General features: G+C 72.1%; 22 protein-coding genes. 14 read left to right on the top strand and 8 right to left on the bottom strand.

The window, feature by feature from the left end:
• Positions 1-45 precede the first annotated feature (45 nt).
• A complete protein-coding gene (locus IE109_RS11095) occupies positions 46-1,980 on the top strand; it encodes a PIG-L family deacetylase (RefSeq protein ID WP_229890893.1) in 1,935 nt (644 codons plus the stop codon).
• Positions 1,981-2,077: 97 nt separating this feature from the next.
• Here IE109_RS11095 and tuf read toward each other — a convergent pair whose 3' ends face one another.
• The 6 genes from tuf to IE109_RS11065 all read right to left on the bottom strand — a co-directional run bounded on the left by tuf (position 2,078) and on the right by IE109_RS11065 (position 8,201).
• The gene (tuf, locus tag IE109_RS11090) at positions 2,078-3,271 is read right to left on the bottom strand and encodes an elongation factor Tu (RefSeq protein ID WP_064069958.1); all 1,194 of its coding nucleotides are present in this window, start codon (positions 3,269-3,271) and stop codon (positions 2,078-2,080) included.
• 150 nt (positions 3,272-3,421) lie between these two features.
• The gene (gene fusA / locus IE109_RS11085) at positions 3,422-5,548 is read right to left on the bottom strand and encodes an elongation factor G (RefSeq protein ID WP_189550645.1); all 2,127 of its coding nucleotides are present in this window, start codon (positions 5,546-5,548) and stop codon (positions 3,422-3,424) included.
• Positions 5,549-5,586: 38 nt separating this feature from the next.
• Complete coding sequence (gene rpsG, locus IE109_RS11080; protein ID WP_031076642.1) at positions 5,587-6,057, bottom strand: 30S ribosomal protein S7; 471 nt, start codon at positions 6,055-6,057, stop codon at positions 5,587-5,589.
• 2 nt (positions 6,058-6,059) lie between these two features.
• Positions 6,060-6,431, bottom strand: coding sequence for a 30S ribosomal protein S12 (rpsL, locus tag IE109_RS11075; RefSeq protein WP_003948652.1), 372 nt, complete (start codon positions 6,429-6,431; stop codon positions 6,060-6,062).
• Between the two features lie 219 nt (positions 6,432-6,650).
• Positions 6,651-7,535, bottom strand: coding sequence for a hypothetical protein (locus IE109_RS11070; RefSeq protein ID WP_189550644.1), 885 nt, complete (start codon positions 7,533-7,535; stop codon positions 6,651-6,653).
• Between the two features lie 180 nt (positions 7,536-7,715).
• Positions 7,716-8,201 (bottom strand): transcriptional regulator, encoded by a 486-nt coding sequence (locus IE109_RS11065; protein ID WP_189550643.1) that lies wholly within the window; start codon positions 8,199-8,201, stop codon positions 7,716-7,718.
• A gap of 212 nt (positions 8,202-8,413) precedes the next feature.
• On the opposite strand from IE109_RS11065, the gene IE109_RS11060 reads away from it, so the two are divergent.
• From IE109_RS11060 to IE109_RS11050, 3 genes are all read left to right on the top strand, one after another.
• Entirely contained in the window at positions 8,414-8,740 is a 327-nt protein-coding gene (locus IE109_RS11060; protein ID WP_189550642.1) for a WhiB family transcriptional regulator, read from the top strand.
• Positions 8,741-8,899: 159 nt separating this feature from the next.
• Positions 8,900-9,706, top strand: a complete 807-nt coding sequence (locus IE109_RS11055) for a hypothetical protein (protein ID WP_373297683.1) — start codon at positions 8,900-8,902, stop codon at positions 9,704-9,706.
• Complete coding sequence (locus IE109_RS11050; RefSeq protein ID WP_189550641.1) at positions 9,703-9,915, top strand: MerR family transcriptional regulator; 213 nt, start codon at positions 9,703-9,705, stop codon at positions 9,913-9,915. Before IE109_RS11055 ends, IE109_RS11050 begins: the two co-directional genes overlap by 4 nt.
• A 160-nt stretch (positions 9,916-10,075) precedes the next feature.
• Here IE109_RS11050 and IE109_RS11045 read toward each other — a convergent pair whose 3' ends face one another.
• A complete protein-coding gene (locus IE109_RS11045; RefSeq protein ID WP_229890891.1) occupies positions 10,076-10,363 on the bottom strand; it encodes a hypothetical protein in 288 nt (95 codons plus the stop codon).
• 333 nt (positions 10,364-10,696) lie between these two features.
• Between IE109_RS11045 and IE109_RS11040 the strand changes: the two genes are divergently transcribed.
• From IE109_RS11040 to IE109_RS11025, 4 genes are all read left to right on the top strand, one after another.
• The gene (locus IE109_RS11040; protein ID WP_189550640.1) at positions 10,697-11,098 is read left to right on the top strand and encodes a hypothetical protein; all 402 of its coding nucleotides are present in this window, start codon (positions 10,697-10,699) and stop codon (positions 11,096-11,098) included.
• A gap of 167 nt (positions 11,099-11,265) precedes the next feature.
• Positions 11,266-11,850 (top strand): phage tail tube protein, encoded by a 585-nt coding sequence (locus IE109_RS11035; protein WP_189550639.1) that lies wholly within the window; start codon positions 11,266-11,268, stop codon positions 11,848-11,850.
• A gap of 125 nt (positions 11,851-11,975) precedes the next feature.
• Positions 11,976-12,266 carry a hypothetical protein gene (locus IE109_RS11030; RefSeq protein ID WP_189550638.1) on the top strand — a complete coding sequence of 97 codons (291 nt, stop codon included), beginning with the start codon at positions 11,976-11,978 and terminating at the stop codon, positions 12,264-12,266.
• Positions 12,267-12,274: 8 nt separating this feature from the next.
• On the top strand, positions 12,275-12,691 hold the full coding sequence (locus IE109_RS11025) for a hypothetical protein (RefSeq protein ID WP_189550637.1): 417 nt from the start codon (positions 12,275-12,277) through the stop codon (positions 12,689-12,691).
• Positions 12,692-12,751: 60 nt separating this feature from the next.
• On the opposite strand, the gene IE109_RS11020 is transcribed toward IE109_RS11025, so the two are convergent.
• Positions 12,752-13,177, bottom strand: a complete 426-nt coding sequence (locus tag IE109_RS11020) for a hypothetical protein (RefSeq protein WP_189550636.1) — start codon at positions 13,175-13,177, stop codon at positions 12,752-12,754.
• Positions 13,178-13,245: 68 nt separating this feature from the next.
• Between IE109_RS11020 and IE109_RS11015 the strand changes: the two genes are divergently transcribed.
• From IE109_RS11015 to IE109_RS10990, 6 genes are all read left to right on the top strand, one after another.
• On the top strand, positions 13,246-13,872 hold the full coding sequence (locus IE109_RS11015; RefSeq protein WP_189550635.1) for a hypothetical protein: 627 nt from the start codon (positions 13,246-13,248) through the stop codon (positions 13,870-13,872).
• 46 nt (positions 13,873-13,918) lie between these two features.
• The gene (locus IE109_RS11010; protein ID WP_189550634.1) at positions 13,919-15,031 is read left to right on the top strand and encodes a hypothetical protein; all 1,113 of its coding nucleotides are present in this window, start codon (positions 13,919-13,921) and stop codon (positions 15,029-15,031) included.
• Between the two features lie 179 nt (positions 15,032-15,210).
• On the top strand, positions 15,211-16,470 hold the full coding sequence (locus tag IE109_RS11005) for a hypothetical protein (protein ID WP_189550633.1): 1,260 nt from the start codon (positions 15,211-15,213) through the stop codon (positions 16,468-16,470).
• On the top strand, positions 16,457-18,832 hold the full coding sequence (locus IE109_RS11000; protein ID WP_189550632.1) for a hypothetical protein: 2,376 nt from the start codon (positions 16,457-16,459) through the stop codon (positions 18,830-18,832). The genes IE109_RS11005 and IE109_RS11000 overlap by 14 nt, the downstream gene beginning before the upstream one ends.
• Positions 18,829-19,080 carry a hypothetical protein gene (locus IE109_RS10995; protein ID WP_189550631.1) on the top strand — a complete coding sequence of 84 codons (252 nt, stop codon included), beginning with the start codon at positions 18,829-18,831 and terminating at the stop codon, positions 19,078-19,080. Before IE109_RS11000 ends, IE109_RS10995 begins: the two co-directional genes overlap by 4 nt.
• On the top strand, positions 19,077-19,724 hold the full coding sequence (locus IE109_RS10990) for a hypothetical protein (protein WP_189550630.1): 648 nt from the start codon (positions 19,077-19,079) through the stop codon (positions 19,722-19,724). The genes IE109_RS10995 and IE109_RS10990 overlap by 4 nt, the downstream gene beginning before the upstream one ends.
• The last annotated feature ends 23 nt before the right edge of the window (positions 19,725-19,747 follow it).

Raw genomic sequence — 19,747 nt, 5'->3', positions numbered from 1 at the left:
CCCGCGCCCCGGCGCGGCGGGCCCACGGCGGATCCCGCGCCGGGAATGCCGATCACCAGCACCCGGCGCGCGCAGCTGCTGCAGATCGCGGCCCACCCGGACGACGACCTGTACTTCATGAACCCCGACACCCAGCGCATGGTGGACGCCGGCGTCCCGCTGGTCTCCGTCTACGTCACCGCCGGCGAGCACGACGGCAGGAACCACATACCCGGGCACAAGGGCGAGGTCCCCGCCGACAAGGCGGCCTACTCCTCCGCCCGCCACCAGGGCCTGCGCCAGGCGTACGCCGCGATGCTCGGGCTGGACATGTTCACCACCTGGCAGAAGGGCGTCATCACCCTCCGGGGTGATCGCCGGGCCGAGATCAACACCCTGACCCACGGCAACCGCCGGGTCGAGCTGGTCTTCCTCAACCTCTCGATGCACGCCCCCCGCCGCTGGACGGCCCTGCCGAGCCTGTGGAAGGACCGGGCGCTCGGACTGCGCACCGTGGTGGCCGACGACTCCCCCGTACGCAGGGCCGACACGTACGACTACGACGCGCTCGTCGACGTCCTCGTCGGGCTCATGGAGCGCTACCGGCCCACCGTGATCCACACCCTGGACCCGGACCCCGACATCCAGCACAGCGACGAGAGGACCCGCAAGAAGGACTCCGAGCAGCCGGGCTACTCGGACCACGCCGACCACACCGCCGTCGCGTCCTTCTCCTGGGCCGCCATGATCCGCTGGGTGGCCGGCGCGACGGAGGACGGGGGCGCGATCCCCGCCTTCGTGGCCACGTCCTTCCGGGGGTACTACAACCGGCACTGGCCCAAGAACCTCCCCGCTCCGGTGCTCCGGGAGAAGGCCGCGCACCTCGTGCCGTACGGCGGCGACCCGTCCTGGAGCTGCGGCAACAGCGGCGGTTGCGGGGACTACAACGTCGGCGGCGTCCGTCCGCTCACCAACAAGAAGGGCTGGGTACGCGCCACCCACCACCGCTACCCGGGCGCCGCGCCGGTCGTGGCCGCCGAGCCGGACGGGCGGCTCGCCGTGTACGGGGTGCTGGGCCTGCGAGCGGTGCGCTGGCGCGAGACGGCACCCGGCAGCGGGCAGTGGGGCGAGCCGGGCGACCTGGGCGGCGGACCACTGGCGCCGGCGCTCGGCGGGGTGACCCTGGAGGACGGCCGGCAACTGCTGTTCGGGCTCCGGTTCGCGGCGCTCGGCGGGCACGGCGGCCCGAACCGGCGCGAGGTCGTCCTGCTGGAGCAGCGCGAGCCGGGCGGGCCGTTCCTCGCCTGGACCGGCCTGGGCAACCCCGAGCGCCGGGACGACCGGGGCCGGCGGCTGGGCGTCCCGGTGGCGGTGACCGGCGGGGACGGCCGGGTCCACCTCTTCGTGCGTGACGCGGACAAGGGGGTCGCCGGCCGGGTCCGCGACACCGACGGCACCTGGGGCCCCTGGAGGGACCTCGGCGGGGCCGAGGTGCAGGACGGGCTGTCGGCGGCTGTGGACGGGGCGGGGCGCGTGCACCTGTTCGCGGCGGGCCGCGAGGGCGTCCACCACTGGACGCAGGACGCGCCCGGCGCACCGGTCGCGTTCCGTGCCGGGACCGCCCTGCCGGTCTCCGGCGACCCGGTGGCGGTGGCGGCCACGCCCGACGGGGGCCTGGCGCTCCACTACCGCGCGCCCACCCGCGCGGACCTGACGGTCGTCCGCCCCGACGGCACCGCCCTGCCCCGGGTGGCGTTCGACGGCTACGGTCCGGTCGCGGCGACCGCCACCCCGCAGGGCCCGGCCCTCCTGGGCAGGGACCTCCGCGGTCGCGTCCAGGTCCGCACCCCGGCGGGCCGCCTCTCCACCCGTACACGGGGAGCCGTCGCCCTGGCACAGGCCGGCCTCCACGCCGGCGGCCGGCACGGCGTCCTCGCCATCGGCATGGGCGCCGACGCCCACCCGTGGACGTGGACCCCCGACCCGCGCACCCGGAGCTGACCGCGCGCGGACGACCCGTACCACGCGAAGGGCCCCGCACCGTGAGGTGCGGGGCCCTTCTTGCAGCTCAGCGACGAGCTACCAGGTCGGATCCGAATTACTTCGTGATCTTGGTGACCTGGCCGGCGCCGACGGTCCGGCCACCCTCACGGATGGCGAACTTGAGGCCCTCCTCCATGGCGACCGGCTGGATCAGCTGGACGGACATGGTGGTGTTGTCGCCCGGCATGACCATCTCGGTGCCCTCGGGGAGGGTCACGACGCCGGTCACGTCCGTGGTACGGAAGTAGAACTGCGGGCGGTAGTTGTTGAAGAACGGCGTGTGACGGCCACCCTCGTCCTTGGACAGGATGTAGGCCTGCGCCTCGAACTCGGTGTGCGGGGTGACCGAGCCCGGCTTGATGATGCACTGGCCGCGCTCGACGTCCTCGCGCTTGATGCCACGGAGGAGCAGACCGACGTTCTCACCGGCCTGGCCCTCGTCGAGCAGCTTGCGGAACATCTCGATACCGGTGACCGTGGTGGTGGTCTTCTCGGTCTTGATGCCGATGATGTCGACGGTCTCGTTGACCTTCAGGACACCACGCTCGATACGGCCGGTGACGACCGTACCGCGACCGGTGATCGTGAAGACGTCCTCGATCGGCATGAGGAACGGCTTGTCGACGTCACGCTCGGGCTGCGGGATGGACTCGTCGACGGCGGCCATCAGGTTCAGGACCGACTGGCCCCACTCCTTGTCGCCCTCGAGCGCCTTGAGCGCCGAGACCTTGACGACGGGAACGTCGTCGCCCGGGAACTCGTACTCGGTGAGGAGCTCACGAACCTCGAGCTCGACGAGCTCCAGGATCTCCTCGTCGTCCACCATGTCGGCCTTGTTCAGGGCGACGACGATGTACGGAACGCCGACCTGGCGGGCCAGGAGCACGTGCTCCTTGGTCTGCGGCATCGGGCCGTCGGTGGCGGCGACCACGAGGATGGCGCCGTCCATCTGGGCAGCACCGGTGATCATGTTCTTGATGTAGTCCGCGTGACCGGGGCAGTCGACGTGGGCGTAGTGACGCGACTCGGTCTGGTACTCGACGTGCGCGATGGAGATGGTGATACCGCGCTGGCGCTCCTCAGGAGCCTTGTCGATCTGGTCGAACGCCGAGGCCTCGTTCAGGTCCGGGAACGCGTCGTGCAGCACCTTGGTAATGGCGGCCGTGAGGGTCGTCTTACCGTGGTCGATGTGACCGATGGTGCCGATGTTGACGTGCGGCTTAGTCCGCTCGAACTTCGCCTTCGCCACTGGGGTCCTCCTGAGAGTGGTTCTGGTACGCCTTACTCATCGGCGCCAGGTGATCTTTGCTGGGTGGCCACCCGCCGGGGCCCCTGCCTCGGGTTGCGGGGCCGAAGCCCCGGCGGATGGTGTCAAGCCTAAAGCGTGAACCCGGGAGAGTTACTCGCCCTTGGCCTTCGCGATGATCTCCTCGGCGACGTTCCGCGGAACCTCGGCGTAGGAGTCGAACTGCATCGAGTAGCTTGCGCGACCCGAGGTCTTGCTGCGGAGGTCGCCGACGTAGCCGAACATCTCCGAGAGCGGCACCAGGCCCTTGACGACCCGGGCACCAGCCCTCTCCTCCATGGCCTGGATCTGGCCACGGCGGGAGTTGATGTCACCGATGACATCGCCCATGTAGTCCTCGGGCGTGGTGACCTCGACGGCCATCATCGGCTCAAGGAGCACGGGGGACGCCTTGCGCGCGGCCTCCTTGAAGGCCTGCGAACCGGCGATCTTGAAGGCGAGCTCGGAGGAGTCGACCTCATGGTAGGCACCGTCGAGAAGCGTGACGCGGACGCCCGTCATCTCGTAGCCCGCGAGGATGCCGAACTGCATGGCCTCCTGGCAGCCGGCGTCCACCGAAGGGATGTATTCCTTCGGGATACGGCCACCGGTGACCTTGTTGACGAACTCGTACGAGGCGTCGCCGCCCTCGATCGGCTCGACCGCGATCTGCACCTTGGCGAACTGACCGGTACCACCGGTCTGCTTCTTGTGGGTGTAGTCCACGCGCTCGACGGCCTTGCGGATCGTCTCACGGTACGCGACCTGAGGCTTACCGACGTTGGCCTCGACCTTGAACTCGCGCTTCATGCGGTCGACGAGCACCTCGAGGTGAAGCTCACCCATACCGCCGATGACGGTCTGGCCGGTCTCCTCGTTGGTGTGCACCTGGAAGGAGGGGTCCTCCTCCGCGAGACGCTGGATGGCGACACCCAGCTTCTCCTGGTCACCCTTGGACTTGGGCTCGATGGCGACCTCGATGACCGGCGCCGGGAAGTCCATGGACTCCAGGATCACCGGGTTCTTCTCGTCGCACAGCGTCTCACCGGTCGTGGTCTGCTTCAGACCCATGACGGCGATGATGTCGCCGGCGCCCACCGAGTCGATCTCCTCACGCTTGTTCGCGTGCATGCGGTAGATCTTGCCGATGCGCTCCTTCTTGCCCTTGACCGAGTTCAGCACCGAGGTGCCGGACTCCAGGCGACCGGAGTAGATCCGGACGAAGGTGAGCTTGCCGAGGTGCGGGTCGCTCATGATCTTGAACGCCAGCGCCGACAGCGGCTCGTCGTCGGACGGCTTGCGCTTGACGACCGTCTCCGCGTCCTTGACGTCGTGGCCCTCGATGGCCTCGATGTCGACGGGCGAGGGGAGGTAGCGCACGACCGCGTCGAGCAGGGGCTGGACGCCCTTGTTCTTGAACGCGGTGCCGCAGAAGACCGGGGTCACCGTGGTGCCGGTGCCCTTGCCGGAGGCGATGGTGATGCGACGGATCGCGGCGTACAGCTGCTCCTCGGACGGCTCCTGGCCCTCCAGGTACAGCTCCATGATCTCTTCGTCGTTCTCGGCCACGGCCTCGAGCAGCTTGCCGCGGTACTCCTCGGCAGCCTCGGTGTGCGTGTCCGGGATGTCGACGATGTCGTACATCTCACCCTTGGCCGCCTCGGCGGACCAGACCAGGGCCTTCATACGAACGAGGTCGATGACGCCCTTGAAGTCGGCCTCGGCGCCGATCGGGAGCTGCATGACGATCGGCTGGGCGCCCAGGCGGTCGCTGATCATGTCGACACAGCGGTGGAACTCGGCGCCGGTGCGGTCGAGCTTGTTGACGAAGCAGATACGCGGAACGCCGTAGCGGTCCGCCTGACGCCACACGGTCTCGGACTGCGGCTCAACGCCGGCGACGCCGTCGAACACCGTCACGGCACCGTCGAGCACGCGGAGCGAACGCTCCACCTCGACGGTGAAGTCGACGTGGCCCGGGGTGTCGATGATGTTGATGGTGTGGTCAACGTCTTCCAGCGGCCAGTGGCAGGTCGTCGCGGCAGACGTGATCGTGATGCCGCGCTCCTGCTCCTGCTCCATCCAGTCCATGGTGGCAGCGCCGTCGTGGACTTCACCGATCTTGTACGAGACACCGGTGTAGAACAGGATCCGCTCGGTGGTGGTCGTCTTGCCCGCGTCGATGTGGGCCATGATCCCGATGTTGCGGACCTTGGCCAGGTCAAGCGAAGTGGTAGCCATAAGGCTTCAGTCTTCTCTCGGTCTCGATGTGGGTGCGACTACCAGCGGTAGTGCGCGAAGGCCTTGTTGGACTCGGCCATCTTGTGCGTGTCCTCACGCTTCTTGACCGAAGCACCGAGGCCGTTGGAGGCGTCGAGGAGCTCGTTCATGAGGCGCTCGGTCATGGTCTTCTCGCGACGGGCGCGGGAGTAGCCCACGAGCCAGCGGAGCGCGAGCGTGGAGGCGCGACCGGGCTTGACCTCGATCGGCACCTGGTAGGTGGCGCCACCGACGCGGCGGGACTTGACCTCGAGGGACGGCTTGACGTTCTCGAGGGCGCGCTTCAGCGTGATGACCGGGTCGTTGCCGGTCTTCTCGCGGAGGCCTTCCATGGCGCCGTAGACGATCCGCTCGGCGGTGGAGCGCTTGCCGTTCAGCAGGATCTTGTTGATGAGCGAGGTCACCAGAGGAGAGCCGTAGACCGGGTCGATGATGACCGGGCGCTTCGGGGCGGGGCCCTTACGAGGCATTCTTACTTCTCCTTCTTGGCGCCGTAGCGGCTGCGGGCCTGCTTGCGGTTCTTGACACCCTGGGTGTCGAGCGAACCGCGGATGATCTTGTAACGAACACCCGGCAGGTCCTTCACACGGCCACCACGCACGAGCACGATGGAGTGCTCCTGCAGGTTGTGTCCCTCACCCGGAATGTAAGCGGTGACCTCGATCCCGCTGGTCAGACGCACACGCGCGACCTTACGCAGGGCCGAGTTCGGCTTCTTCGGGGTGGTCGTGAACACACGCGTGCAGACGCCGCGGCGCTGAGGAGAACCCTCGAGTGCGGGCGTCTTGTTCTTCTCGACCTTGTCCTGCCGGCCCTTCCGGACCAGCTGCTGGATCGTAGGCACTACTTCTCCGGTTTCTGTGTGCCGTGTAGTAAAGCTAACCTGGAACGTCGCCGACCCACGCGGTCGGGTGTGTCGAATACCGCGTACTCCCGCCGCGAGGCGGAGAAGGGCGCGGATCGCGGTGGCCGTTCACGGCTCGCCGTGCGGTTGCAGACACGCACAGGAGCCCAGGCACACCCCAGGCACAAGGTCTGAGCGTACCTACCGTACGGACCTGGGTCAAAACAAATGCTCTTGCCCCGAGCGGGCCCCGGGCGCGGCGCGGGCCACGGCACCCGCCACGCCCGGGCCGGCGAGGGCGCTCGCCGGGCCCGCGCACACACCGCGCGCCGGCCTCCGGCGGGGGCGGGGGGTGGGGGTCAGGGGGCGTCGCCGGGGGCGCGACGGCGGCCGGGGAGCGGCGGGATGGTGGGGACCCTGGAGTGCGGTGACTTGGCGACGAGCCCGGGGCGGGTGGCGCCAGGGTCGCGCGCCTCGGGGTCCTGCTCCTTGCCCTTGGCCCCCCCCGCGGCCGGGCGCGCCCTGGGCGCCGTCCCGCTCGCGGCGGGGGGCGGCGGCGCGGCGGTCCTGCGTGTCCCGGGAGCGCCGCCGCTCGGGTGCGCCGGGGCCGGCGCCGGTGCGGCCGGCGGGCGGGGCGGACGCCTCGGGGCGGCGGGGGGCGGGGGCGCGGGGCCCGTCGGGGGCGGGGCGCGGGTCGCCCGGCCCGGGGGTCGCGTCGTCGGGGTCCCCGCCTGCCGCGTCCCGGCCGTCGCCGTGCGGGAAGGGGATGACCGCCGCCTGGCCCGGGGTGCGGCCGACCAGCCGCAGGCGGCGGGCCTGCGCGATGCGGCGGGCCTCCTCCAGGACGGGTTCGTACTGGTCGGCGGCGTCGCGCCAGCCGTTGACGTACGCCTCGAACTCGCGGCGGGCCAGTTCCTCGCGCAGCAGCACCACCACCTCCTCGGGCGCGTGGCCCTCCAGGTGGCGGCCCAGGGTGGCGAACAGCGTCGGGAGGTCGGCGGCCGGTTCGGGGAGTCCGCGGACCGGGCCCCGCGCCCCGGGCGCTTCGGGCTCGCTCTCGCGCGGGTCGCCGGTCGGTCGGGAGCACCCCTCGCCCTCGACCATGACACTCTCTTCCGCGACCCGTCGCTGCCGGTTCCACCACTGCCGCTTCCACCGCTGCCGCCGGTACGGCCTCGCCGGCGACCCGGGCGTGCGGCGGCGTTCCCGGGGCGTGGGCGCCGCCGGGACGTTCAGCCTGCGAAATCGTGGGGACAGGCGTCAACAGCTTAGAGAACGGCCGCGTCAGGCCTGGCGGGCACCCTTGGCGTCCGCGGGTCTCGGCCCCGCGGCCGCGTCGTGCTCGGCGCGGGCGGGCGACCAGCCGGGCAGGAACTGCCCCGCGACACGGATGAACATCTCCCGCTGCTCGGGCGGGATGCCGAGCCCGGCCGCCGCCTGTTCGAGCGTGAGGGCGGCGGGCGCCGTCTCCTCGGCGGGCGGTACGTCCTCCGGGAGGCCGGGCAGGGGGAGGTCCTCCTCCGTCAGGCGGCCCGACTTGATGAGCATGTCGCGCACCGGGATGCGCAGCACGTGCGCGAGCCGGCGCATGGTCTCCAGGTCCGGCATGCTCTGCCCCTGAAGGAGCCGGGTGATGGCCGCCCGGTGCACCCCCGCCTCGTCGGCGAGGCGGGACTTGCCGCCGCCGCGCGGGCTGTCGATGTCGTACCCCTGGCGTCGGATCACTCCTTCGATCCAGGCAGTGAACTCTTCCAGTTCGCCGGCAGACATGGGCAACGTCCCTCCCTTCGCGGTGGCGACCAGAGTATCGCGCTTGCACGCACGAACTACGCGCTATCGCGCACGCAATTGTGAAGGTTGCGTCGACGTACGGAGTCGCCGCCTCCCATTTCTTGGTTGCGTGCACGCTCGCAACATGCGAAGGTGCGTGCTCGCAACGCACTTCGCTCGTTCGTTCGCATGCGCATCCAGGGGGTCCCGCCATGTCCGTACCTTCCTCCCACAGCGACCACTCCGGCTGGCGCGCCGCCGCCGCGTGCGCGGGCATGCCGCCCCAGGTGGTCTTCGCCCGCCGTCCCGCCGACGCCGAACCCGCCCTCCGGGCCTGTGCGCGGTGCCCGGTGGCGCGGGAGTGCGAGGAGACCGTCGACCCGGCGCACACCTGGTTCGACGGCGTCAGCGCCGGCCGGCTCTGGCACAACGGGCGGCCGGTCGACCCGTCCCGCCGCAACCGCGCTCACGCCGGCGGCGGCACCAGCGGCGGCGGGCAACACGGCGGCACTCCCGCCCCGCTCCGCCGAGCGGCCTGAGGCAACCCGCCGACGCCCGCCGCGCGGCCGAGGCGACCCGCCCGCGCACCCGGCACGCCACCCGTCCGGCCGTCACGCACCCCGGCCGGCCCGCGCCCCGCCGTAAGCACCGCCCCACAGGGTCGGCGTCCTCGCCGACCGCACAGGAGGGAGCACCCCATGCCCGCCACCCAGCCGCCGGCCGCCACCGCCGTCGCCCACGCCATCCCCGTCCCCACGGCCCCCGCACGCGTCCCCGACGCCCCCGGAGCCGTACGGGACGCCGCGCTGTGGACCGCCATGCTGCTGCGCCAGTTCCCGGAGCTGCTCACCGAGCTGGCCCCCGCCCCGGGGCGCGGCGGCGCCGGGGCCGCCGACCGGCCGGCCCCCGGGCCCGCCCAGCTCGCGGCCCGCTCCGCCCGGCTGCGCGACGAGCGCCGCGAGGCGCTGCTGAACGAGCAGCGGCACGGACTGTCCGTACCGGGGCACACCGCCTCGCCCATCCGCCTGCACGTGTCCGACGCGCTCCGGGACATCACCGACGGGGTGACCGAGCTGGAGGAGGCGGTGTACGACCGGCTGGGCCTCGGCCGGCCGCGCCGGGCCGACGTGCCGGAGCGGCTGCGGCGGCTCACCGCGCTGCTCGGCCGGGTCTCCGGCGACCCCACGCTCGCCGCGCACGTGCGGGACGAGCTGCGGCGCATGGCACGGCGCTGTGCCCGCGCCCTGGGCGAGGCCGAGACGATGGTGCGGGTGTCCGGCCGCTGTCCGTGGTGCGACTCGGTGTCGCTGCGGGCGTTCCCGGAGAGCCGGGCCGTGGTGTGCGTGAACCCGGGGTGCCGGTGCGGGGTGCCGGACTGCGACTGTCCGACCGACCCGGCGTTCCGGCACGTGTGGGAGGAGGACGCCTGGCAGGACCTGGCCGGTGCCGCGGAGGGCGGGGCGGAGCGGATCGCCGCCGGGATGGACGAGGGGGTCGCCCGATGAGCCGTACGTCCACCGCGCCCGGCCGCACGGCCGGTCCGACGCTCGTCACCGGCCAGATGGCCGCGCGGGAGGCGGGCGTCCTGCCCGCCACGATCCGCAAGTGGGTGCAGATCGGGCGGCTGGCGCCCGCCGGGCGGCAGGGCCGCGCGCGGCTCTTCCGGCTGGAGGACGTGTTCGCGGCGGAGCGCTCGGCCCGGCGCGGAGGCTAGACCCGTACCGCCCGCCCCACGCACCGCACACGCACCTCTGCACGGACGTACACCCGCACGCCGCGCACGACGCCGGGGCGGCCTTCCCTCAGGGAAAGGCCGCCCCGGCGTTTTCCGCGTCCATGGTCGTGGTCCGCGTCCTCGTCCGCGTCCTCGTCCGTCAGGCGTGTTCCGCCGGGTCGCGCCGGGTGGGCATGGGGAAGACGGGAGCGGGGGCGGGGGCCGGCCCGGGGCGGTCACCGGACATCGTCGCCACGGCCTCCTGCCAGCCGCTGGAGAAGCCGCGCACCTCGGCGTCGATGGTGAGGCGGGCGCCCACCTTGGCGATGACGGCGCTCAGCGCGCGCCCCACCCCTCCGGTGTACGTACCGGCTTCCGCGCTCTCCGCCGCCACCTCCACGGCGGCGGCCGCCACATCGGCCAGTCGCTCCTGCGGGCTGGTCGTCATCGGCCCTCACCGTCCGCGAACCGCCCGCTCCTCGTGCTCGTCTCCACGCCCCACCACTCCTCACGCCCCGCTGGGTGTTTCCGTACCTTCCGCGCCGTGCCTCGGAGAACCATCCGACTTATTCGAATGTCTGTTCGGACTAAGGAGCGTAGCGCAGACGGACGACCAAGGTCGGGTACGGCGCCACCAGGGGCGCGGGAAGTTGGTTGCGGGCCGCCGGGCACTCGATCACACTTGGAGCAGCGGCAGAGCTGCGCCCTCAACCGGGCGGCGGTTCCTGCCGCTTCGTGTTTTCCGCACCCCCGCCGAACGTCTCTCGAAGGGAGCGTCCATGTGAGCCCTCTCGCCTTCCCCGACGTGGAACGACTCGTGGTCGACCACCTCAGGAACCGGCCCGAGCTGACCGGGGTCGTGGTCGACAACCGGCCGCCCGCCGGATTCGACGGCACCCAGAAGGCCGTCCTCGTCTCCCGCGTCGGCGGCGCCTGGGTGGACGACCTCCACCTCGACCGGCCGCTGCTCGACCTGGAGGTCTACGGGCCGGACAAGACGGCCGCCCACACGGTCGCCCTCACCGCCCGGGCCGCGCTGCTCGAAGCCGCCGGCACGGTGTACGGCGGCGCCGCCGTCACCGAGGTGGTGGAGGCGGACGGACCGCGCTGGCTGCCGGACTACAACCGGCCGAACGGCAACCGCTACCTCGCCACGGTCCGGCTGTCGATCCGGCCCGCCTGACCACCGCGGGACCGCCGGCCCTCCCGCACCGGTCCGCCCGTGCGCCCGCCGGCCCTCCCGCACCTCCCCCGCGCGTGCGCCGCACGCCCGCGCCCCACGAACAGGCCCCGCCGCACCCGCGTCGGGGCCTTCGCCATGTCCGCTCCACCCTTACCGAAGGAGTCCCCATGCCCGCCAACAACGGTAGCCAGATCCGCGTCGCCGGTACCGGCCGCATCCTCGTCGCCGCCGCCGGTGCCACCGGCCCGGCCGCTCCGAAGAACACCACCGAGGAGTGGGCGGCCGGCTGGACCGAGCTCGGCTACACCAGCACGGACGGCATCAAGTTCAACAAGAAGGACAAGATCGACCCGGTCGACACCTGGCAGTCCGTCAGCCCGGCCCGGTTCATCTACTCCGACCGGGACCTGACGGTGAAGTTCCAGCTCCTGCAGTTCAACAAGGACACGCTGCCGTTCTTCATGGGCGGCGGCGCCGTCGCCCCGGTGACCGCGACCGGCGTCACCGACACCTACACGTACGCCATGGGCGCCGAGCCGCAGAAGGACGAGCGCCAGCTCGGCATCGAGTTCAAGGACGGCTCGGACGTCACGTACCGCTTCATCGTCCCGCGCGGCCAGGTGACGGAGACCGAGGAGATCTCCCTGACCCGCACGGGCGCGCTGAAGCTCGGTGTCACCTTCACCGCCCTCGCCGCCGAGGGCAGCTCCACGCTCGCGACCTGGATCATGAAGGACAAGTCGTACGCGTAACGGCGCGGCGCTCCCCGGCGCCCGTCCCTCCCCACCGCCGGTGCCCGGCGCGCGCCCCCTCGTGGCCGCGCGCCGGGCACCGGCTGCTTCGTTCCCGCCCGTACGCATCCCCCAAGGAGCCACTCATGTCCTCCTTCAACGTCAACGCAGCACGCGCCCAGCGCCTGGAAGCGCTCGGCCGCGCCTGGACGTTCGAGCTCGACGACCAGAGCTTCCAGCTGCCGACCGAGCTGACCCGCGCCACCGCCCGCAAGCTGCGCGAACTCGACGACAACGACGTCGACGGGCTGCTGCGGCTGCTCCTGGGCGAACAGCAGTACGCCCGCTTCGACCGCCTCGACGTCACGATGCAGGACATCGCGGCGATCCTGGAGGCGTACGGCAAGGAGACGGGGCTCGGCCTGGGGGAAGGCTGAGCCTCGGCGTGCTCGTCGAGGAGCACGCCGAGGCCCTGGAGGCCGACCTGCTGCGCCACTACGGCGTCGACCTGCTCGACTGGCACCGCGGCCGGCTCTCCTCCCGCCGGCTCGCGGTGCTCGTCCGGCACATGCCGCGCGACAGCGTGCTGGCCCGCGCCCTGCACGGGGAGGCGGCGGAGTGGACGGTGGGCGACTACCTGCTCGCGTCGGCGGTGGACCACCTCGCCGAGGCCAACTGGATGTTCGCCACCGTGAACCAGGACGAGGAGGCGGAGGCGCTGGAGTACCCGACGCCGGTGCCGCGGCCGTCCGGCGGCGCCCCGGAGGACGGGAGCGCGCAGCCGGGCGGGCAGCCCTCGGAGGACGCGGAGCGCAGGGACACCCGGCCCGGCCCCTCGGAGCTGCTGCACTTCTTCGCATGACGAACCGGAGCCGGGACGGGCAGCCGCACCGGGAGTCCGTCCGCCGTCAGCGGATCGCCGTCAGCGGATCGTCCCCGCCTCGTACAGCGTGACCAGGACGAAGCCGAGGACCATCACGACCTCCATGCCCAGCATCCACCAGAGGATCGTCCACGCCTCGGGGCGGGAGCCCAGCTCGCTCCTGCTGCGCACGAAGCGGCGGGGGAAGCCGGGGTCGTACACCAGCACCGCCTCCCGGCCGGGGGTTCCCCAGCTGCGCCAGCTCAACGGCGAGCGGTAGTAGACCTTCTCGCCCGCGGCGGTCGTGAACACGAAGCTCGTGCTGCGCCGGTTCTCCGAAGTGGTGACGTTCCGGCACTCACCGACGGCCTCCACCCCGACCCGTGCGAGACGCCGCCTCAGCCAGAGCGGATAGACGCCGAACCACACCATGAACGGCAGCGGCACCACCACCCACACCACAGCGACCCACATCAGGCTCGTCACGCACGGATGGTCGCACGTGGCAGCGCGGGGTGACAAGGATTCCCGTCGCCCCAGGAAGGTGACCAGAATTGGCAACCAACGACGAAAAGGTCCTGCATTACTGGACGAAGGACGAAGCGGACAAGGTCAAGCACAAGCTCAACGGGCTGAGCGCGACGGTCGAGGGTCTCAAAATCGCCGTCGGCGTCGTAGGACTCGGCTTCACGCCCTTCAAGTTCGATGCGTCCGTGCTGAAGGGTGACGAGAAGGGCATCGTCTTCCTCGGACGGCAGTTGGTCACCTTCCCCTGGGCGAAGGACAAGGACGAGCGCGAGGACCGCAAGCTCGTCCGCCTCGTCGACAGGGCGGAAAGGGCCGGGGACAGGGCCGTACGGGCCCGCAGGGACGCCGAGGTCCTCAAGTCGCAGGTGGCCGGGCGGTTGTCCGGCCAGAACGGCGCACGGATCGGCGACAACACCGCCGTCAGAACCGCCCAGCGCCAGGCCGAAGTGGCCGCCGAGGAAGCCGAGAAGGCGCTCAAGAAGGCGCGTCGGCATTACGTCGACACGTTGAAGGCGGCACAGAAGTCCCGCCACGAGGAAAAGGACGCGGAGAAGTCGAAGGAAACCGCGATCAAGACCTTGCACTCGGTGCGGAGCAATCTCGGCACCACCAGGGAACACCTGCGGAGACTCCAAGAGGAACTCGCCGGATGACACCCACCGACGACCACCTTTCCGAGGTGATCGGTAAGGAGAAGACGTGAGCCTGAACAGCGCATTCGGCAAGGCCGCCGGCGGAGCCGGGAGATTCCGCTCCGCGATGGATCGGACCAATTCCTCGCTGGGCCGCCTGAGGCAGTCCTCCCGTACCGCGTCCAGCGCGGTGGGGAACATCAAGTCGTCCGCGGGCCAGGCGAGTACCGCCATGACGAAGGTCAGGACCGGGGCCGACCGGGCGCATTCCTCCCTCGGCAAGCTCCGCACCTCCGCCGGCAACGGCAACACCGCCGTCGGCAGGCTGCGGACCGGTCTGAACAACGCCAACACGGCCTTCGGCAAAGCCAAGGGCGGTACCGACAAGTTCAAGACCTCGCTCGACAAGCTCAAGGGCTCGGCCGACAAGGCCAAGAACGCCCTGCGTGACGTCAAGCGCCAGGCCGACGCCGTCGAGAAGTCCGTCGGCAAGGCCGGCAAGGGCGCCGACAAGACCGGGAAGACCATGGGCGGTGGGCTCTCCAAGGGCCTGAAGGGCGCGAGCCTGGCGCAGAAGGGCCTCAACCTGGCCATGGCGGCCAGCCCGTTCGGCCTGATCATGACGCTGCTGGCACCGCTCATCGCCAAGTTCGTCAACGTCGACAAGATCGTCTCGGTGGTCACCAAGGGCTTCAAGTCCGGGATGAAGGCGATCCAGGGCGCGGTGTCGACGGCGACCGGGGTGATCATCCCGATCCTCAAGGGCATCGGCAACGTCATGCTCGCGCCGTTCCGGGCGTTCGCCACCGCCGTCAACACCATCATCGGCGCCCTCAACGGCTTCAAGGTCTCGATCCCCGGCTGGGTGCCGGTCTTCGGCGGCAAGAGCTTCTCCATCAACCTGCCGAAGATCCCGATTCCCGCCCTCGCCAAGGGCGGCATCGTCCAGCCCCGCAACGGCGGCACCCTCGCCCTGGTCGGCGAGGCCGGCGAGCACGAGGCCGTCATCCCGCTCAGCAAGCTGGAACGCATGATCGGCCCCGGCGGCAGCCGCGCCCAGATCGCCCGGCTCGCCGAAGCGGTCGAGCGCCTCGCCGACCGGCCCGTCCACGTCCAGGTCGACGGCCAGACCATCGCCCGCGCCGTGATCGCCGGCCGCCGGCAGCTCGCCCGCCGCTAGCCGCCGGCCGCACGGCCTCGCCATCCCGGCTCCGCCGGCCCCACGACCGCGCCACCGGCGCCGGCGATGGCACGACCGCGCGGCGACCGCACGACCGCGTCGACGGCCACGGCCCCGCCACCACCGGCCCGGCAGCCCGCGGCCCCCGTCGCCATGACCCAAGGAAGGAGGCTCGTCCCATGCCAAGGAATCTCTGGGTCGGCCTGCCCGGACAGCTCCGCGAGATCAGTCAGGCCGCCACCGCCTTCGAGCGCGGGGCCGAGCTCAACGTCTCGCAGTTCACCGCGCTGAGCGGCCAGATCACCACCATCGCGCCCCGCCACTCCCCCCGCCGGATCAAGCTCGGCTTCGACCGGCTCACCCGGGAGGACGCCGCCCACTTCGACCGGCTGGCCCGCCGCATCGACGGCCCCGGCCCCATCGAGGTCATCGACCCGGTCGGGCGCAACCTGCTCGACCCGCTCCAGGCGGAGGGCCGCAGCGTCTCCGACAGCCCGTACAACGTCTGGTACACCTCCGCCGCCGGCAGCGGCAGGCTGGAGCCGTCGGCCGCCGCGGGCGCGCCGCCCCAGACGTACGTGTGGAAGGCGGACTCGGCCACCGCCCAGCTGAACTGGCACCGCAGGCCCCGCGCCGGCTTCCCGGTCGCCCCCGGCATGCGGGTGCGGTTCACGCTGCCGACCTCCTGGCGGGTGGGCCCCTGCACCACCCGGCTGCACTGGCGCGACGCCGACGGCACCTACCTGTCGTCGGCCACCGACACCGGCCACACCGTCGTCGCGACCGCCCCCGCCGGCGCCGCCCTGGTCACTCCCGCGGGCGTCGCCGGCGAGGCCGGGACGTACGGGCTCGACGGCGCCGTGCTCACCCTCGACGACGACCACGTGCCCACCGCCCCGGTGAACCTGCTCGGCGCGGACCAGGCGGCCGGCCGGGGCGCGCTCACCCAGTGGTCGGCGACCGGCGTCACCCTGTCGACCGACGCGTCCGGCTACGCGGTGGCGTCCCTGGCCGCCTCCACCGCCGGAACGCTGACCTTCGTCAACGGCACCCAGAAGGGCCACGCGGTGCCCGCGGGACCCGGCCTGACCGGGCTCGTCCTGCCCGCCGCCGTACGGTCGCGGGCCCAGGGCTGCGCGCTGACCTTCCACGACGCCGCCGGTACGTCCCTGGGCACCGCCAACGGATGGGCCCCCGCGACCGTGCCGGCCGGCACCACCCACGTGTCCGCCACGGTGTCCTTCGCCTCCGCCACCACCGCGTTCCAGTCACGGATCGGCCCGGCGAGGCTCCTGCACCTGGACCCGACGGTCACCGAGCTGCCCGGCGACGGGTGCCCGGTCATGGCCGTCACCGCCTACACCGACTCCCCGGCCCGGCCGCTGCCGTACCGGAACATCTCGATCGACCTCGCGGAGGTGACCAGTGCAAGCGTCTGACGACGACCTGACCCGCACCCTCCGGTCCGGGTCGCGCGTCACCGCCCACACCACCCGCCTCGGCGGCCGGGACGTCTCCGCCCAGGTCCAGTCCTGGCAGCTGGAACGCAGCTACAGCACCGACCTGCCGGACGCCATGCGCGCCTTCTCCGGCAGCTCCGCGGCCCAGCTCCAGCTCCAGGTCTCCGGCACCGGCGACACGTCCGCGCCCGCCCTGTACTCGCCCTGGGCTCCGCGCTCCACCGGCGACGCGGCCCGCCCCGGCCAGTCCGTCGTCCACCGCTACGGCACCGACGGCGGCGTCCTGCCCGCCTTCCGCGGCACGTTGCGCAACCGCTCGGCCGCCTCCGGCACCGACAGCGTGCAGCTCACCGCCCTGGACGGCGCCGAGCGGCTGCGCGGGCCCGCCGACCTGCCCAAGCCGTACGCCGGCTTCTACTGGCGGCGCCCGGTCGCCACCGCCACCTGGTGCGTCGACGAACTGCTGCGCCAGGCGGGGCTGCACTCCTGCCCGCCGCCGCGCCACCCGGAGTTCGACCCGGCCTCACCGCTCACCGTGGTGTACGCCTCCCTGCACGGCGGGTTCGCCGCCACCTACGGGCAGCCCGAGGTCGTCCCGGACCCCCGGCACTACGGCTGGAGCCGGGACGGCGCCCCGCACGAGATGGCGCTCGTCCCGCACGCCGCGGCGCCCGACACCAACGCGCTGACGGCCACCTGGTTCCCGCGCAGCCGGGTCACCGTGCCGGGCAGCCGCCTGTTCGCCGAGGCATGGGTGAACAACGCCGTCGGCTTCGGCTCCACCGTCGCCCTGGAGCTGGACCTCAACCGCACCGGTACCGAGACCGGCCGGCTGCGCATCGCGGTCGACTTCTCCACCGGCCAGGTCTTCATGCACTCCGGCACCCGGGAGGGCAGCGGCTGGTACTACTCCTGGGGCGTCTCCGCGCTCAAGGAGAAGCGGGGCGTCTGGCACATCGGCGGCCTGTTCGACACCGTCTCGACCGGCACGTCCGTCCTGCCGACCGTCCAGCCCTTCCTGACCGGACCGGACGGCAAGCACTACCCGTGCGGCCCGGCGACCTTCACCGACGCCACGGCCGCGCAGCCGGCCGCCGAGCTGTACCAGCTGCGGCTGGTGACCCAGCTCGCCACCGAGTCCGTGCAGCTGTCCACCGGTCTGCCCGCGGCCCCGACCGCCACCGAGTTCGCGCAGACCGGCGCGTGGGCCAAGGAGGTGCGGCTCGACGACGCGATCCTGCCGCTCCACGCGATCCCGCGCGTGTCCGGCTCCCAGTGGGAGGTGCTCACCCAGATCGCCCGGGCGAGCATGTCCACCGCCGAGTTCGACGAACGCGGCGTCTTCCACTGGCGCAACTACACCCGCTTCGCCAAGCCGCCCACGGCCCCCGACCTCACCCTGACGTCGGTGCGGGACATCGCCGCGCTCACCGTCACCGAGGAGATAGACGCCTGCCGCAACTACTGCGTGCAGCCGTACAAGGACTGGTCATCGGTGAAGGTCACCAGCGGCACCACCTACCACGACACCGTGGTGCGCGAGATCCCCGGCAACGCGTCGGTGACGCTCAAGTACGTCCTGGCGGACGAGGAGTTCGACATCGGACCGCCGAACGTCGACGACGACCAGAGCGTCGCGCCCGGCTTCTCGGTCCGCTTCGCCGCCGCCAACGCGGCCGGCGCGGCCGCGGTGAAGGGCGCCGTGGACATCCTCGCCCGGCGCGAGGAGGGCTGCCTGGTCCTCCGGCTCACCAACCGCACCGCCCGGCGGCTCTACACGGTCGACGAGGACGGCAGGCCCTCGGTCCACATCCAGACCCTGAAGCCGTCCACCGAGCCCGTCGAGCGCCAGGCGACCTCCTGGGTGCCCGGCAGTACCAGCGAGCGGTACTACGGCCGTCAGGAGTACTGCGCCGAGGCCGGCGACTGGGTGCAGGACTACCGGGCGGCGCAGGACCTCGCCGACGCCATGCGGGCCGCGGGCCAGTACCCCGTACCCGTCCTCGGCGACGTCGAGGTGCTGTACGACCCGGCCATCCAGCTCGGCGACGTGGTGCGGGTCGTGGACACCAGCGGTGCCGCGCTCGACACCCTCGCCTGGGTCGTCGGCGTCAAGACCGCGGCCACCGCCGCCGGAACCGTCCAGCAGACCCTGACCCTGCGCGGCACCCGGACCAACGGCGTGCCCGCCGACACCGGCCTGACCCCCGACACCCCGTCCGACCGCGAGCCGCTGCCGGCCGGCGCGACCTACGCGGCCGTCGCCGCCGCCCACCCCACCCTGGCCGACCTCACGGCCACCGGGTCGACCTGGCGGGAGATCAAGGAGAGCGGACTGTGAGCGACGAACCGACCGCGAGCGGGGACCCGGCCGCTCCCGCCCCGGTGGAGATCACCATCGAGGCCCCGACGGACCCCGCGTACCCCGTCGAGGTCCTCCTGGAAGAGCACCCCGACCCGCCGGTCCCGGGAGAACCCGGCACACCCGGCACACCCGACCCGGCCGGTCCGGAAGTCCCCGGCACCCCGGCACCCGACACCGCCCCCGTCGTGCCCGTCTCCGGCGGCGGACAGGAGGAGATCGCATGACCACCCAGTACACCTCCCTCAGCGGCCTGCCCTACCCGCAGCCCAGTGACCCGGCGGACCTGCCCGCGCACCTCCAGTCACTGGCCCAGACCCTGGACGGCAGGACCGTGCTCCGCTTCGGCACCGCCGCGGAGCGCGACACCAAGATCCCCACGCCGGTGGCCGGCATGGTCGCGTGGATCGCCTCCCCGGGGCGGCTGATGTACCACACCGGCTCCGCCTGGGCGCCGGTCGGCCCCGTCCCCGTCTTCCGGGTCAACCTGGACGGCGGCAGCACCACCAGCACCGCCTGGGCGGAGACGCTGACCGACGCGGTGGGCGACCCGATGAACGCCGTCTTCACCGTGCCCGCCTCCGGCCAGGTGATCATCACGGTGGGGTGCTACATGCACTCCACGGCGAACGTCGGCTCCTACATGTCCGCCAACGTCCGCAACGCCGCCGGCGCGATCGTCCTCGCCGCCTCCGACGACCGGGCGGCGCTGGTCAACACCCCGAACCGGTCCTCGGTGTCCACGCAGTTCCTGGTCGGCGGCCTCGCGGTCGGGACCACGCACACCGCCACCCCCGCCTACCGCACCGCCGCCGCCACCAGCACCGGCAACTTCGACACCCGGTTCATCCGGATCGACCCCGTGATGTGAGACCACGGGCCGGGCGCGCCCCC

The sequence above is a fragment of the Streptomyces lavendofoliae genome (genome assembly GCF_014649735.1).
Lineage (GTDB): Bacteria > Actinomycetota > Actinomycetes > Streptomycetales > Streptomycetaceae > Streptomyces > Streptomyces lavendofoliae.
This window is presented reverse-complemented; position numbering and strand designations above follow the sequence as displayed.